Annotated in this window: 13 protein-coding genes; 11 read left to right on the forward strand and 2 right to left on the reverse strand. The window is 69.1% G+C overall.

Features of this window, described 5'->3' with window-relative positions; genetic code table 11:
- The first annotated feature begins 380 nt into the window (after positions 1-380).
- Genes V8J36_RS03435 through V8J36_RS03445 form a run of 3 tightly spaced genes read left to right on the forward strand, consistent with a single transcriptional unit; the run spans position 381 to position 4,464 of the window.
- Entirely contained in the window at positions 381-1,124 is a 744-nt protein-coding gene (locus V8J36_RS03435; protein WP_336465840.1) for a hypothetical protein, read from the forward strand.
- A complete protein-coding gene (locus V8J36_RS03440) occupies positions 1,121-3,484 on the forward strand; it encodes a transposase family protein (protein ID WP_336465841.1) in 2,364 nt (787 codons plus the stop codon). The genes V8J36_RS03435 and V8J36_RS03440 overlap by 4 nt, the downstream gene beginning before the upstream one ends.
- Positions 3,481-4,464 (forward strand): ATP-binding protein, encoded by a 984-nt coding sequence (locus tag V8J36_RS03445; RefSeq protein WP_336465842.1) that lies wholly within the window; start codon positions 3,481-3,483, stop codon positions 4,462-4,464. The genes V8J36_RS03440 and V8J36_RS03445 overlap by 4 nt, the downstream gene beginning before the upstream one ends.
- A 561-nt stretch (positions 4,465-5,025) precedes the next feature.
- Here the strand turns inward: V8J36_RS03445 and V8J36_RS03450 are convergent.
- Positions 5,026-5,580, reverse strand: coding sequence for a hypothetical protein (locus V8J36_RS03450; protein WP_336465843.1), 555 nt, complete (start codon positions 5,578-5,580; stop codon positions 5,026-5,028).
- Positions 5,581-5,793: 213 nt separating this feature from the next.
- Here V8J36_RS03450 and V8J36_RS03455 point away from each other — a divergent pair, with 213 nt between their 5' ends.
- The 6 genes from V8J36_RS03455 to V8J36_RS03480 all read left to right on the forward strand — a co-directional run bounded on the left by V8J36_RS03455 (position 5,794) and on the right by V8J36_RS03480 (position 10,140).
- Positions 5,794-6,582 carry an exodeoxyribonuclease III gene (locus V8J36_RS03455; RefSeq protein WP_336465844.1) on the forward strand — a complete coding sequence of 263 codons (789 nt, stop codon included), beginning with the start codon at positions 5,794-5,796 and terminating at the stop codon, positions 6,580-6,582.
- Between the two features lie 133 nt (positions 6,583-6,715).
- On the forward strand, positions 6,716-7,249 hold the full coding sequence (locus V8J36_RS03460) for a hypothetical protein (protein ID WP_336465845.1): 534 nt from the start codon (positions 6,716-6,718) through the stop codon (positions 7,247-7,249).
- Positions 7,246-8,253 carry a tetratricopeptide repeat protein gene (locus V8J36_RS03465; protein WP_336465846.1) on the forward strand — a complete coding sequence of 336 codons (1,008 nt, stop codon included), beginning with the start codon at positions 7,246-7,248 and terminating at the stop codon, positions 8,251-8,253. Before V8J36_RS03460 ends, V8J36_RS03465 begins: the two co-directional genes overlap by 4 nt.
- 84 nt (positions 8,254-8,337) lie before the next feature.
- On the forward strand, positions 8,338-9,246 hold the full coding sequence (locus V8J36_RS03470; RefSeq protein ID WP_336466183.1) for a tetratricopeptide repeat protein: 909 nt from the start codon (positions 8,338-8,340) through the stop codon (positions 9,244-9,246).
- Positions 9,247-9,283: 37 nt separating this feature from the next.
- Entirely contained in the window at positions 9,284-9,961 is a 678-nt protein-coding gene (locus tag V8J36_RS03475) for an LON peptidase substrate-binding domain-containing protein (protein WP_336465847.1), read from the forward strand.
- Positions 9,958-10,140 (forward strand): Trm112 family protein, encoded by a 183-nt coding sequence (locus V8J36_RS03480; protein WP_336465848.1) that lies wholly within the window; start codon positions 9,958-9,960, stop codon positions 10,138-10,140. Before V8J36_RS03475 ends, V8J36_RS03480 begins: the two co-directional genes overlap by 4 nt.
- Before the next feature lie 25 nt (positions 10,141-10,165).
- On the opposite strand, the gene V8J36_RS03485 is transcribed toward V8J36_RS03480, so the two are convergent.
- Positions 10,166-11,398, reverse strand: a complete 1,233-nt coding sequence (locus V8J36_RS03485) for a UbiH/UbiF/VisC/COQ6 family ubiquinone biosynthesis hydroxylase (RefSeq protein ID WP_336465849.1) — start codon at positions 11,396-11,398, stop codon at positions 10,166-10,168.
- An 87-nt stretch (positions 11,399-11,485) separates the two neighbouring features.
- Here V8J36_RS03485 and V8J36_RS03490 point away from each other — a divergent pair, with 87 nt between their 5' ends.
- A complete protein-coding gene (locus tag V8J36_RS03490; RefSeq protein ID WP_336465850.1) occupies positions 11,486-12,814 on the forward strand; it encodes an amidase in 1,329 nt (442 codons plus the stop codon).
- Between the two features lie 121 nt (positions 12,815-12,935).
- Positions 12,936-14,129, forward strand: a complete 1,194-nt coding sequence (locus V8J36_RS03495) for an aminotransferase class I/II-fold pyridoxal phosphate-dependent enzyme (RefSeq protein WP_336465851.1) — start codon at positions 12,936-12,938, stop codon at positions 14,127-14,129.

Genomic DNA, 14,129 nt, shown 5'->3' on the forward strand with positions numbered 1-14,129 from the left:
CGGTGCAAGGAGACATCAAGTGCTGTGACCGCTGAGGCGGACGCGCGGGCAGGACGGAGAGAAGGCGAAGCGGCCGGCTTTTCGCATGCCGGCGCAAGTAACTGAAATCAAACGTAGTTGACAGTCCTGCGGGCGCATGAATGGTCGCGCGGCCGGGTGTTCCGGCATGCGTCGATCCACGCTCAAGCCGCAGATAGGGATCGAACCGAGAAAGAAAAACGCGCGCCGGACTGAGCTGGCGCGCGACAGAAGTTGGGGCTGAGATGCCCAGTGTTCACCTGCCCTGATAGAGGCCCAGAAGGGTCCGGGCAAGGCCGCATCTCCAGCCCTTGGTAGCCGAGAACGGCCCGATCAGCATGCTGGTCGGGAATGGAGAAGCCATGCCTGAGACCATTGACCACGACACCTGGAACTATTCGCTGCCCAAGACGCCGCGCGCGCCGCAGATCGATCTGGGCGACATCCACGGAACCCTGCCGTTCGACGGGGTGCGCAATCCGAGCAGCCGCTCGTCCATGTCGCAGAAGGTCATCTTTGGCTACCGCACGCGGGCCAGCGGCATCAAGCGCAAGGTAGGCATGGCCGAGAGCGCGGTCGAGGCGGCGGTCGCCCTCGAGGCCCTCATGGCCGAAACCACCTACGACCTGGAATTCCAGCCCTTGAAGGTGTTCTACACGGGCGACGACGGCCGGAAGGTGCCTTACACGCACGATCTCCGCATCACCTCGAACACCGGTCATCGCCGGATGGTGTTCGTGCGCCATGATCACAGCCTCTCGAAACCCTCGACCGAGCGCGAGATCGCCGCAATCGTGAAGGCAACGCCGAGGTCCGAGGCCAACGATCTCGTCGTCGCGAACGCCGTCGACTACCCGCGCCAGCGCCGCGACAACCTTTTTCGCATGCATCGGTTCGTGCTCGAGCCCGACCCGGAAGCTGACGAGATCGTCTGGGAAGTCGCGCAGCGCCGTCGTCCCTACCTCATGCGTGACCTGTTTCCGGTCGCGCCGATCCAGCAGCGCCGCGTTTTCGCAGCCTGCCATCGCCTGGTCGCGCGCAAGCGGATGCAGGCTAACCTGAACCATGTCCTTTGGGAGCATTCGCGCCTTGAGCTTGCAGCATGAGCGCGCCCCGTTTCCACCTTCCCGCCGGCACTGAGGTCACGCTCGGCGGCAACCGCATCGTGCTGTCCCGCACGGATGATGTGGGCTACTGGGCGCAGGATCTCGCCACCGGCGAAACGCGTGTCGTCAGCTTCCGCTCCTTCGCGGAGCAGCTGAAGCTTCCCGGTGCGAAGCTCGACTACCAGCAGGCGAAGACCGGCAACCGGCAGAGGCAGCGACTGGGCGGCTACGCATCGGCCGATCTGCTCCCTGACGCTCAGCGATTGGAAGCAGATTTCCACGTGGCGATCTGCCTCGCGGCACAGCGGATTCAGGAACAGTTCCGGGCGGCGACCGGCAATCCGGCCTTCACACTCTCGATTCGCAAAGCGACTGCTGCGCGCAAGGAGATCGCCGGCATAGTCTCGGCCCTGATTGGCCAGAAGGTCCAGATCAACTGTGAACGTGGGGGCCGCTTTTCAGGAACGCGACCGCAGCTCTACAGGGGTCGGAAGATCGTGGAAATGCTCACAGCCTACGAAGCGCTCGCCGAGGGCGAGAGCGCGAAGGACGAGCTCGTTCCGCTCCATCACAAGAAGGGCAACCCCACCCCGCGGATTACCTACGAGGTCCGTGAGCTGATGACTCAGGCGTGGGAAGAGTGCGGTCTCGACACGAAGAAGCCGTCGGCGGCGAACGTGAAGCGGCATCTCGACATGCTCATCACCGAGCGGAACCGCATCCGCGTGCGCAACGGCCTCCCGGAGCTGGTCAAGCCCTCGGAAACGACGCTGCGCAACCATCGTCAGTCGATCATAGGCGATACCGCCTACCTCGTCGCCACTGTCGGCGAACGCGAGGGCAAGAAGCGGCAAGGTGCAGGAAGCACCGACATTCGCGCCCTCTTGCCTGGCGAATACGTGGAGATCGACGAATGCAAGCTGTCGCTCGTCGTCACGGCGAAGGCAGGGGGGCGGTGGGAGCATCTCGGCAACAAGGACAAGAAGATCCTTGAGAAGATCGACGAGGAGATCCGACAGCGCCTCCATATTCTCGTGATGATCGACGTCGCGACGCGGATGCCTTTGGCCTGGGTGGTCTCCGATCAGCCGCGGGCCGAGGCGACGCTCGCCCTGCTGCGGATGGCTACCCGGAGCAAGGAGCGGGAGGCACGCCGCTTCGGCTGTCGCAACGAGCCAGTGCCTGGCATCGGTCTGGGCCACATCAAATCCGACAATGGCCCCGGCCTGCGCAATGCCACGAGCGTCGCTGCGGTCGTGGGGTCTGATGGCATGTTCACCTTCGCGAGGGCGCATGTGCCAACCGAGCGGACGTTCATCGAACGGGGGTTCGGCACGATCGAGAACGTCGTCCTTCGACTGGTGCATGGCTACACCGGCCGGCGACCCGGCGACGTCCCCGGCTACGACGCGCAGGCGAATGGCGTCCTCAACATCGAGGACCTGATGGAGCTGGTGACCCGGTTCTACATCGACGAGTATCCGTCGATGCGGCACTACGGCATCGGCATGCACGGCCGACGTCCGATCGAAGTGTGGCGTGAGCTCATGGAAACCCGCGGTGCCTTCCGACCGCAGGACCCCGATGAGCGCCGGATCCACCTCGGTTGGGAGGTTGCCGCGACACCCACGAGCGAGGGCGTCCGTGCGTTCAGCGGGCTTTGGTATAACTCCGAAGAGCTGCAGGCCAGGCTCGATGCGAAGGGCCACCGCGGCAAGCTGCGCATTTTTGTCGATCCTGACGACGTGACCTGCGCGACGGTCCTCATCCCCGGGGTCGAAGATCCGCTGGCCGTGCCGCTGCAGATCACGGCTTTCGCGGACCTGTCACTGCCCGAGGTCCTCGAGCTGCTTGAGATCTGGCGGCGCGAGAACCCGGCGACCACTGAGATCCACGAGGACCTTCTCGCAACGGTGCGCCGCGAGCGCTACGACCGCCTCTACGCGATCGGCGTCGAGCGGAAGCTGGGTCGCAGCTACAGCACGGTCGCCGAGTGCCAGCGGAAGGCGCGTGACCTGTTTCGCGGCGCGCGCATCCTTCATCGCGAGGCTATGCTCCCCACCGCCGCGGCGGGCTCCATCATGGACATGTCGTCCGGCCAGCATGTCTACCAGATCGGGGACGACGACATGCTTATCGACGGTGTCATCGCCGCCGAGGGCAAGCCGGAAACAGAGGCCTTCGACCACATCGAGGGCGGCCATGTGGCCTGGGACGACGACGCATCAGTGGTGCCTGAGCTGGACCTGCGCCCCGAGCCGACACCCAAGAAAAAGACGAGCAGGAAACCGAGGCCGGCGAAGCAGAAGGCAGCCCCCGCGCTCCTGCTCGACCCGACGCAGATGAGGCGACTGGAATGACCGAAATCATCAACATGGCGAAGGTGCAGGCTGCGACCTCGATGGTCGGCGCCTATTACCCGTTCCCGCGCGCGGCCGCCCTTCAGCAAGCGGTCAGCGACTGCATCACCGACCACTATATCGGCCAGAACCTCGGAAAGCCGTTCGAGGCATCGGGCGTCTTCGTCACCGGGGCTTCACGCATCGGCAAGACCCGCGAGATCGAGCAACTGGTGAGGAAGATCAACGGATCGAACACCGCGATGCCGAGCGGGCTGCCCGCCCGTTTCATCTCGGTGAAGCTTCCAGCGCCCATGACCTTTCGCGAGCTCGGCGAGGTGGTCTGCGCAGAGCTCGACTATCCCACGAACGGCAATCGCACCGCAAAACACCTCTGGGATCGGATCCGCCAGCAGGCGCAAATCCGAGGGGTGATCGGCATCCATGTCGACGAGGCGCAGCACATGTTCACCGACACGGGGAAGGCGGCAAACCGGGCGACACTCGACTCGTTCAAGGGCCTGCTGAAGGACACGAAGTGGCCCTTCATCCTCATTCTTTCCGGCGTGCCCGTCCTCCAGGCACATCTGGAGATCGACGTCGCCGCCGAAGAGCGCAAGCAGCTCCGGTTCCTGCTTTCGCATGTCCATTTCGACATGATCAACCCGCGCAACAATGAGCACGTTCAGGAGCTCGGGATGCTCACCCAGACCTTCGCGGCGAAGGCAGGTGTCAATCTCAAGGCCGTCTTCGATGTCGACTTCCTGCACCGTCTCGCCCACGCAGGGCTGTATCGGTGGGGCTACGTGATCCAGCTGATGATCGAGGCATTCACGAACTGCAAGCTGGCCGACCGTTTGGCGGTCGAACTTGCGGATTTCTCGCGAGCGTTCTCGAAGAAGTTCTCTCAGCCGGCGGGGTTCACCCCGTTCGACGTCGACGACTACCTGGAGACATTCGACCCCGACCGGCTCTTCAAGCTGTCCGACGATCTGGGCTGACGCCAAGCCAATTTAGCAGACGACCGAAGGCCCGCCTCGTGCGGGCTTTTCTGCGTTCTGGCCCCTCGCTGCCACAGGAGGAGGTCAGGTGTGCGCGGATATGCTGCGGGTGTGCGCGCTTATGGGTCATGTCGCTGATAGTCGCCGCGCAAGGCACTGATTTAAAATGAATAATTATCCGGAAAATTCTCCGAATCACGCAGGGTGTGCACTCATATGCTTCGTTTGCAGCTTCACCGTCCACACCGCTGCTGCAGACGAGCCTAGCGCGACCCGGGCCGCCCCGCCGGCTGACGACGGACCTGTCGGGCGCGGTCTTCGGGCATCAGCCGTTGCAGGGTCAAGACGGGAACGGCGCAACGCCCGCGCGCAGCCACGAGCTTATGGTCACGCGGCATGGGACGCGCTTGACGCTCACGGAGGCGGGCTCGGGCGGACGACCCGCCTTGGGCTTTCGACCCCGGTCCGCGCCCGAGACCCGTTCGCACCCGGCGCCCCCTCGGGGCGAGGCGCCAGTGCCGTCTGGGTGTCACGCCGCCATGGTCTCACGCCGTGGCGCGGTCACTTGGCCGGCGAGACGCGGCTTTCGGGGAAGGTCACGTTCTGCAGGAACGGGTAGGCGATCGAGACCAGTTGCTTCTGCTGCGCGCCCTCGACCCGCATCATGTACCACTGGCCGTTCTCGTTCACCGCCAGCAGCGGCTGCTCGTTCAGCGTCTTGCCCTTCGCGGTCGCGGCGGTGAAGCTGGTCGGCACGATCACCCAGGTCACCTTGCTGCCATCGGTCAGCACCGAATCCGTCGCCTCGACCCCGGCGAAATCCGCGCTGAAGTTCGCGAACTTCGCCGCCTTCAGCAGGGCCGCGGTCTGCGCGGTCAGCGTCCGCTCAAGCTGGCCGGCCTCGATCCCGGCCGAACCGGCGAAGATGTTCTTGATCCGCGGCGGCAGCGCCCCGACCACACGATCCGCCTCGCCGCGGCCGATGGCGCCGAGATAGACATTCACCGCGGTCTCCATCTTGCGGGCCTCGCCGGCATCCATCGGCCGGGCGGCGGCCGGCAGCACGGCGGCAAGCGAGAGGGTGAGGCTGAGGGCGAGCGGGGCGATGGCGCGCATGTCTGGTCGTTCCTTCCGGTCCGTTTGGAGGGGTTTTGACACGGGTCCGGCGCAAGTCTCAAGTCACGATCGGGCCAGCAGGCAAGGCCGCGCCGGCCCCGGAGCGATGCGGCAGCGCGGCATCCGCGACGCCCGCGCCGCCCGCGGTGGACCTCGTCCGCCCCCGCCGCTAAGGTCGCGCCGCGCCCGGACCGGGCCCCAGCGGAGATGCCCATGCCCTTCACCCTCGCCACCTGGAACATCAACTCGGTCCGCCTGCGCGCGGGCCTTGTCGGCCGGCTGCTGGGCGAAGAGGCCCCCGACGTCCTGTGCCTGCAGGAATGCAAGGCCCCGGTCGAGAAGCTGCCGCTCGAGACCTTCCGGGCGCTTGGCTACACCCATTGCGTGGCGCGCGGGCAGAAGGGCTACAACGGCGTGGCGATCCTGTCGAAACTGCCGCTGGCCGATGCCGGCGACCGCGACTTCGCCACGCTGGGCCATGCCCGCCACGTCGCGGCGACGCTCGAGAACGGGGTGACGATCCACAACTTCTACGTCCCGGCCGGCGGCGACATCCCCGACCGCGAACAGAATGCCAAGTTCGGGCAGAAGCTGGATTTCCTGACCGACATGAAGGAGTGGTTCGGCGCGAACCGGCCGCACAAGGCGATCCTCGTGGGCGATCTGAACATCGCCCCGCGCGAGGATGACGTCTGGAACCACAAGCAGCTGCTGAAGATCGTCAGCCACACCCCGATCGAGGTCGAGCATCTGGCCGCGACGCAGGAGGCCGGGCGCTGGGTCGATGTAACCCGCGCCGACATTCCGAAGGGCCAGCTCTATTCCTGGTGGTCCTACCGGTCGGCCGACTGGGATGCGGCCGACAAGGGCCGCCGGCTCGACCATGTCTGGGCGACGCCCGACATCGCCGGCGCCGCGCATTCCAGCCGCATCCTGCGCGCCGCCCGCGGCTGGGAGCAGCCCTCGGACCACGTTCCGGTCTTTGCCACCTTCGATCTCTGACCGGGGCGCCGCAACGCGGCGACACCGGCGCCGCAGCCCCGCCGGACAAGGTTTCGTTTACCCTGAGTTAATCGTTTAACGATCTATTACCAATCGGGGCCCGGCGCGGCGCTGGCAATCGGTTGGCAGGACAATGGACGTTGCACTGACCGGCGACCCCGTCGCCTCATCGCTCGAACGGATCATCTCCTTCCTCGTCCAGGCAGGGTTCCTGCTGTTCGCGGGGATCTGCGTGGTCAGCGCCCATCGGATCGTGCGCGGGCTGCTGTCCGCGCCCAGCGCCCCCCGCGCCCTGATCCGCGCCCGCGAACGGACCGTCTATGCGCTGCTGGCAGGGCTCGCGCTCAGCCTCAGCCTTGCGATCCATGTCGCGCTGGCGGCCAGCCGCATCTCGGTCCCGGTCGGCTTCGACGTCAGCGACCGGGCGGTGCTGGGCATGGTCGAGCTGGCGGTGGGCGATCAGAGCTGGCGGGCGCGGCCGGGGCTGCTGGTGCCGATCGCCGCCGGCGACCGGCTGGAGCTGCGCATCGAGCCCCTGGCGCGCAGCGTCGCCGATCTGCAGCGCGGGCTCGAGGGGCAGGCGAGATTCGCGCGGATGCTGCTGCTGGCGCGCAGTCGCCAGCCGATCGCGGCAGACCCGCGCCTGCACGGGGAGGACGGGCTGTGAGCGCCGTTTCCGCCGACCGTCGCGCCGCCGCGGCCATCGCCCGCGCGCTCGTCCTCGCGCTGGCCTGCGCGGCACCGCCGGCAACGGCGTCCGAGCCCGACCCCTGCGACCCGGCCGCAGCCCTTGCCGGCCCGACCCGGACCGACATCTCGCGCCGCGTGGTGCGCGCCTATGTCGAGCGGACCAGCGCCGGCAACCTCACCCGGGCCGAACAGGCCGTCGAGACGCTGGTGGCCGAACGTTCGGACTTCTGCGCGGCCTTCGACCTGGGCCGGTTCTACGTCAGCACCGGCCGGCCGGACGAGGCGATCGCCGCGCTGCAGACCGCGGTGCGGCTCGAGGGCACCGACCGCCATTATGCGCGCCTCGCGGCCCGCAACGCGCTGGGCTACGCGCTGATGCAGGTGGGGGCGCTGGATGCCGCCGGGCAGCGGTTCGAGGAACAGCTCGACCGGCCCGACACCCTGACGCCAGAAATGCGGGTGCGGGTCCTGAACAACCTTGGCACGACGCTGATGCTGGCCGGCCAGTTCGACGCGGCAGAGCAGCGGCTGGCCGATGCCGCCGAAGAAGGCAGCACGCTGGCGCTGCGCCGGCTCGAGACGCTGGCGACGCTGCGCAGCGACCTCGACGCGGCCGGGGCCGAGGGACCGGCACTGTTCGGCACCGTGCTCGCCAGCGCGAGGACGGAAGCCGAGGCGCGCGACATGCTGCAGGCGGCGACCCGCGCGCTGGACGACGAGCGGCGCCGCGAGGCGCGCGCCGCCCGCGACCGGCAGCGCGACCGCCGGCCGGCGGCCGAGCCGCCGCCGGAGCCGCCGCAGCTTTCGGTCTTCCAGACCGGCACCGATGTCTACGTGCTGGTCCTGTCGGCCTGGTCGAGCCTGCCGCAGGCCACCGCGCTGCAGCACGCGGCCTTCGCCCGGCGCTTCCCGGGCGGCTATGTCAGCGGGCTTGCGCAGTGGCGCGACGTGACGGCGCGCTTCCCCGCGGCCGAGGACTGAGCGCGCTTGCGCCTCGCGAGGCTTGGCAAGGGCGGCGGGGGCGCTCATATAGGGCTGCGAATGCAGACACCCCGCGAGGACGCCATGCTCGAACTCGGCCAGAAACCCCAGGCCCCCGCCGCCACCGACCTGATCAAGGACGTGACCGAGCGCGACTTTATGGCCGAGGTCATCGACCGCTCGCGCGAGGTGCCGGTGATCGTCGACTTCTGGGCGACCTGGTGCGGGCCGTGCAAGACGCTGGGCCCGCAGCTCGAGGCCGCGGTGGTGGCCGCCAAGGGCAAGGTCGTGATGGTCAAGGTCGATGTCGACCAGAACCAGATGATCGCCTCGCAGATGCGCATCCAGTCGATCCCCACCGTCTATGCCTTCTGGCAGGGCCAGCCGGTCGACGGCTTCCAGGGCGCGGTTTCCGGCTCCGAGGTGAAGGCCTTCGTCGAGAAGCTGGCGGCGCTGTCGGGCGACGGCGGGCTGACCGAGGCGCTGGAAGCCGCCGAGGCGATGCTGGCCGAAGGGGCCGCGGTCGACGCGGCCGAAACCTTCGCGGCGATCCTTGGCGAAGAGCCCGAGAATGCCGCGGCCTTCGGCGGGCTGGTGCGGGCGCAGCTGGCGCTCGACAATCTCGAACAGGCCGAGGCGATGCTGGCGGGCGTCCCCGCGAAGATCGCGACCGCCGCCCCGGTCGAGGCCGCGCGCGCCCAGCTTGCGCTGGCGAGGCAGGCCGCCGAGGCCGGCCCCGTGGCCGAGCTGACCGCGGCGGTCGAGGCCGATCCGGCCGATCATCAGGCGCGCTTCGATCTGGCGCTGGCGCTGCATGCCGCGGGGCGGGTCGAAGAGGCGATCGACCAGCTGCTCGAACTGTTCAAGCGCGACCGCGAGTGGAACGAAGGTGCCGCCAAGGCCCAGCTCTTCACCATCTTCGACGCGCTGAAGCCGGGCGATCCGCTGGCGGCGAAGGGCCGCCGCCGGCTCAGCTCGATGATCTATCTCTGAGGTTGTCACCCTTGGCAGGCGGGCTAGGTCGATGCGCATGATCAAGCCCGCAGACCTTCCGGACAAGCTGCCGCTGTTCCCGCTTCCGGGCGCGTTGCTTCTGCCCCGCGCCCGCCTGCCGCTGCACATCTTCGAGCCGCGCTACCTGCAGATGCTGGAAGACGCGTTCAAGACGCCAGAGCGGCTGATCGGCATGGTCCAGCCCCGCGCCCTGCCCCCCGGCCATCCCACCGGACGCCCCGAAGACCTGCCGCTGCCGCGGCGGCTGAACGCCATCGGCTGCGCCGGCCGCGTCACCGCCATGTCCGAGACCGAGGACGGGCGCTACATGATCACCCTGACCGGCATCTCGCGCTTCCGGGTGCTGTCCGAGGTCGAGGGCTTCACCCCCTACCTGCGCGCGGCGGTCGACTGGTCGGGCTTCGGCCGCGACCTCGGCCGAACCGAGGCCGACCCCGGCTTCGACCGCGCCGCGTTCCTTGGCCTCTTGCGGCGGTTCTTCGACAACGAACAGCTGGCGACCGACTGGGAGACGCTGAAGGACGCCGAGGACGAGCTGCTGCTGAACTCGCTGTCGATGCTGCTGCCCTTCGAGCCCGAGGAAAAGCAGGCTCTGCTGGAAGCCCCCGACCTGGTGACGCGGCGCGAGACGCTGGTGACGCTGATCGAATTCGCGCTGCGGGCGGGCGGGGACGGAGAGGAGTTGCTGCAATGAGCGAGGCGCCCAAGGCCGACCGACGGATGCTCGAGGCGCTGGTCTGCCCGCTGACCCACGCGCCGCTGAACTATGACGCCGAGCGGCAGGAGCTGATCTCGCGCCCTGCGCAGCTGGCCTTCCCGATCCGCGAGGGGATCCCGATCCTGCTGGTCGACGAGGCGCGGCACCTCGACTGAGGCGCCGGAGTCCGAGCCGACGCGATCAGAGCGGGCGGCCGTCCATCAGCCGCGGCAGGCGCGTGCCCGGCGAGGGCGCAAGGCCGGCGGCCTGGCGCATGAAGGTGCGGCGCAGCGCCGGGATCGACTGGACGAGGCCCATTCCGAGATCGCGGGTGGCGCGGACCAGCGGATTGTCGGTCGCGAACAGCCGATTGACCCCGTCCATGCCCAGCGCCAGCGTCGTCGCGTCGAAGCGCCGCCAGCCCTGATAGCGGTCAAGGACGTTGCCCGCGCCGATGTCCTCGCCGCGGCGATGCGCATCGGCCAGCGTCTCGGCCAGCGCCGCCACGTCGCGCAGCCCGAGGTTCAGCCCCTGCCCCGCGATCGGATGCACGCCATGCGCCGCGTCGCCGACGAGCGCCAAGCGGTCCGCGACATAGCTGTCGGCCAGCGTCAGGCCCAGCGGATAGTTGAAGCGCGGACCGGCGAGCGAGATCTCTCCCAGCCCCGTGCCGAAGCGCGGGCGCAGCACCTCGAGGAAGCCCGCGTCGTCCAGCGCCGCGATGCGGGCGGCATTGGCGTCGGTCTCGCTCCAGACGATGGACGAGCGGTTGCCGGTCAGGGGCAGGATCGCCAGCGGCCCGCCGGGCAGGAACACCTGCCGCGCGACGCCGCCATGCGGATGCTCGTGCGCGATGGCCGCGACCAGCGCGGTCTGCCCGTAGCCCCAGCCGGTGCGGGTGATCCCGGCGCGCTGGGCGGTGCCCGAGGCGCGACCGTCGGCGCCGACGATCATCCGCCCGGTCAGCGCGCGCCCGTCCGCCAGCGTCACCGTGGCTGAGGCGGGGCCGATCGCCTGCGCGGTGACGGTGGCGCCGGGCAGGTGCAGGATCGCCGGCGCCGCCGCCATCGCGTTCAGGAAGGCCGCGTAAAGGTGCCGGTCCTCGACCATCTGGCCAAGCGGACCCTCTTCGATCTCGGCCGACAGGAACTGCAGGCCGAAGGGTGCGGGCGCCTCGCCGGGGCGGGCATCCGCGGCCTCGACCGCCAGCATCGGCTGCGCCTTGTCGGCCAGCGCCGGCCAGATGCCGATCGCGGCCAGAAGCCTGACCGAGGCCAGCGCCAGCGCATAGGCGCGCCCGTCGAAGCCCGCCTCGGCGCGGGCGCGCGCGGGCCGCGCGTCGATCACCGCCGAGGTGATCCCCGCCTGTGCCAGCGCCAGCGCCAGGGCCGGGCCGTTGAGGCCCCCGCCCACGATGAGAACGTCGCGATCCATGGCAGGGGAATATGGCGGTCCGCGCGGGATTGTCCATGCGTCGCGGGGCCGCTAGCGTCGCCGCGACAGCAGGAAGGGAATGGCGCGATGCAGCAATGGCTCACCATGACGGCGGCGGATCTGGGCCGCGGCATCGGACGGCAAGAGATCGACCCGGTCGCCCTGACCGAAACCTTCCTTGCCGCGATCAAGGCGCATCCCGAGCACGCCCGCGTCTATGCCCGCCTGACCGAAGAGCGCGCGCTGGCCGAGGCCGGGGCCGCGGCGGCGCGGGCCAAGGCGGGGCTGCGCCGCGGCCCGCTGGACGGGGTGCCGGTCAGCTGGAAGGACCTCTTCGACACCGCGGGCGTCGCGACCGAGGCCGGCTCGAAACTGCTTGAAGGCCGGGTGCCCGAAACCGACGCGCTGGTGCTGCGCAATGCCACCGCGCAGGGGCTCGTCTGCCTTGGCAAGACGCACATGACCGAACTGGCCTTTTCGGGCCTCGGGCTGAACCCCTCGACCGCGACGCCGCCGAACGTGCTCGACCCCGCGCTGGCGCCGGGAGGCTCGTCCTCGGGGGCCGCGGTCTCGGTCGGGCTGGGGCTGGCCGCGGCGGGCGTCGGCTCTGACACCGGCGGTTCGGTCCGGGTGCCCTCGGCCTGGAACGGATTGACCGGGCTGAAGACCACGCCCGGCCGGCTGTCGCTGGACGGCGTCGTGCCGCTGGCCGCGAAGTTCGACACCGTGGGGCCGCTCTGCCGGTCCGTCGAGGATTGCGCGCTGATGCTGGCGGCGCTGGAAGGCGGCAAGCCCGCCGACCTGACCGGCGCGAGCCTTGCGGGCACCCGTCTGCTGGTGCTGGACGGCGCCCCCTTCGAGGACATCCGCGAGGCCCCCGCCAAGGGCTTCGAACGGGCGGTCGCGGCATTGGAAGCTGCCGGCGCGGTGATCGAGCGGCGCGCCCTGCCCTGCACCGCCGAGGCGCTGGCGCTGTCGCCGCTTCTGTTCGCGACCGAGGCCTATGGCCTGTGGAAGGACGTCATCGAGGCCGCGCCCGAAAAGATGTATTCCCCGATCCTGGAACGCTTCCGGGGCGGCGCGCAGGTCAGCGCGCCCGATTACGTCGGCGCCTGGGCGAAGCTCGAGCGGCTGCGGCGCGACTATGCCGCGGCGACGGCCGGCTATGACGCGGTGCTGCTGCCCACCTCGCCGATCGCGCCGCCCGATGCCCGGCGGCTGCTGGACGACGCCGCCTATTTCGCGACGGAAAACCTGCTGGCGCTGCGCAACACCCGGATCGGGAACCTCTTCGGGCTGGCAGTGCTGACCCTGCCGACCGGGGTGCCGGGCACCGGGATTTCGCTGATGGGCGCCCCCCTGTCGGAAGAGCGCCTGCTGCGGCTTGGCGTCGCGGCAGAAGCGGCGCTTTGCTGAAAAGCCACAACAGCTTGCGTCACGCCCGCGCGGTGTGGCGCTTTCGCTGGACCGGCGCCCGCCCCTCGTCTAGTCTCGCGGCAAAACGGGGCATCGAAACAGACCCCGACGAGAGGCAGTCATGGCATTTCCCGAGCGGTTCTCGAACCTGCCGGATTACGCGTTTCCGCGCCTGCGGGCGTTGATCGATCACCTGCCCGCGGGCGGTGATCCCATCGCCATGACCATCGGCGAGCCGCGTCATCCCTTCCCCGACTGGGTCGGCGAGACCATCGCCGCCACCTTGGACGGATTCGGGAAATATCCGCCGAACGAAGGCACGCCCGAACTGCGCGCCGCGATCGCGGGCTGGGTGCAGCGCCGCTATGGCGTGACGATCGACCCGGCGACGCAGGTCTGCAACGTGAACGGCACCCGCGAGGCGCTGTTCAACGCCTGCATCGCGACCGCGCCCGAACTCAAGCACGGCAAGACCCCGGTCGTGCTGATGCCGAACCCCTTCTACCAGGTCTATGCCGTGGCCGCGATCGCGTCGGGGGCCGAGCCGGTCTTCGTGCCCGCCACCGCCGCCACCGGCTTCCTGCCCGATTACGAGGCGCTGCCGCCCGAGATCCTCGACCGCGCCACCGCCGCCTATATCTGCAGCCCCGCGAACCCGCAGGGCGCGATCGCGCCGGCCGACTACCTTGCCCGGCTGATGGCGCTGGCGGAAAAGCACGATTTCCGCGTGCTGGCCGACGAATGCTATTCCGAGATCTACTCGGCCGAGCCGCCCCCCGGCGCGCTGGCCGTGATGCAGGCGACCGGCACCGACCCCGAACGCGTGATGATCTTCAACTCGCTTTCCAAGCGGTCGAACCTGCCGGGCCTGCGCTCGGGCTTCGTCGCGGGCGGGCCGCAGGCGATGGCGCGGGTGAAGCAGCTGCGCTCGTACCAGGGCGCGCCGGTGCCGCTGCCCCTGCAGGCGGTCAGCCGCCGCGCCTGGGACGATGAAGAGCATGTGCGCGCGAACCTCGCGCTCTACGCCTCGAAATTCCGGATGACGGCAGAGGTCTTCGCCGGCATCCAGGGCTTCCAGCTGCCCGAAGGCGGCTTCTTCCTGTGGCTGCCGGTCCCCGAGGGCTGCGCCGATGGCGAGGCGGCGGCCGTCAAACTTTGGACCGAAACCGGGGTCAGGGTGCTTCCGGGCGCCTACCTGTCCCGCGACACCGCGGCCGGCAATCCCGGCGACCAGTATATCAGGGTGGCGCTCGTCGCCCCCGAGGCAGAGCTGAAGGCCGGTCTGACCCGCCTGCGCGACTGCCTCTATGGCTAA

It is taken from the genome of Frigidibacter sp. MR17.14 (assembly GCF_037095735.1).
Lineage (GTDB): Bacteria > Pseudomonadota > Alphaproteobacteria > Rhodobacterales > Rhodobacteraceae > Frigidibacter.

What these genes read in the sequence shown, in the direction of transcription:
- V8J36_RS03435 (WP_336465840.1), top strand. Translation starts at nt 381, where the DNA reads ATGCCTGAGACCATTGACCACGACACCTGGAACTATTCGCTGCCCAAG.
- V8J36_RS03440 (WP_336465841.1), top strand. Translation starts at nt 1,121, where the DNA reads ATGAGCGCGCCCCGTTTCCACCTTCCCGCCGGCACTGAGGTCACGCTC.
- V8J36_RS03445 (WP_336465842.1), top strand. Translation starts at nt 3,481, where the DNA reads ATGACCGAAATCATCAACATGGCGAAGGTGCAGGCTGCGACCTCGATG.
- V8J36_RS03450 (WP_336465843.1), bottom strand. Translation starts at nt 5,580, where the DNA reads ATGCGCGCCATCGCCCCGCTCGCCCTCAGCCTCACCCTCTCGCTTGCC.
- V8J36_RS03455 (WP_336465844.1), top strand. Translation starts at nt 5,794, where the DNA reads ATGCCCTTCACCCTCGCCACCTGGAACATCAACTCGGTCCGCCTGCGC.
- V8J36_RS03460 (WP_336465845.1), top strand. Translation starts at nt 6,716, where the DNA reads ATGGACGTTGCACTGACCGGCGACCCCGTCGCCTCATCGCTCGAACGG.
- V8J36_RS03470 (WP_336466183.1), top strand. Translation starts at nt 8,338, where the DNA reads ATGCTCGAACTCGGCCAGAAACCCCAGGCCCCCGCCGCCACCGACCTG.
- V8J36_RS03475 (WP_336465847.1), top strand. Translation starts at nt 9,284, where the DNA reads ATGATCAAGCCCGCAGACCTTCCGGACAAGCTGCCGCTGTTCCCGCTT.
- V8J36_RS03480 (WP_336465848.1), top strand. Translation starts at nt 9,958, where the DNA reads ATGAGCGAGGCGCCCAAGGCCGACCGACGGATGCTCGAGGCGCTGGTC.
- V8J36_RS03485 (WP_336465849.1), bottom strand. Translation starts at nt 11,398, where the DNA reads ATGGATCGCGACGTTCTCATCGTGGGCGGGGGCCTCAACGGCCCGGCC.
- V8J36_RS03490 (WP_336465850.1), top strand. Translation starts at nt 11,486, where the DNA reads ATGCAGCAATGGCTCACCATGACGGCGGCGGATCTGGGCCGCGGCATC.
- V8J36_RS03495 (WP_336465851.1), top strand. Translation starts at nt 12,936, where the DNA reads ATGGCATTTCCCGAGCGGTTCTCGAACCTGCCGGATTACGCGTTTCCG.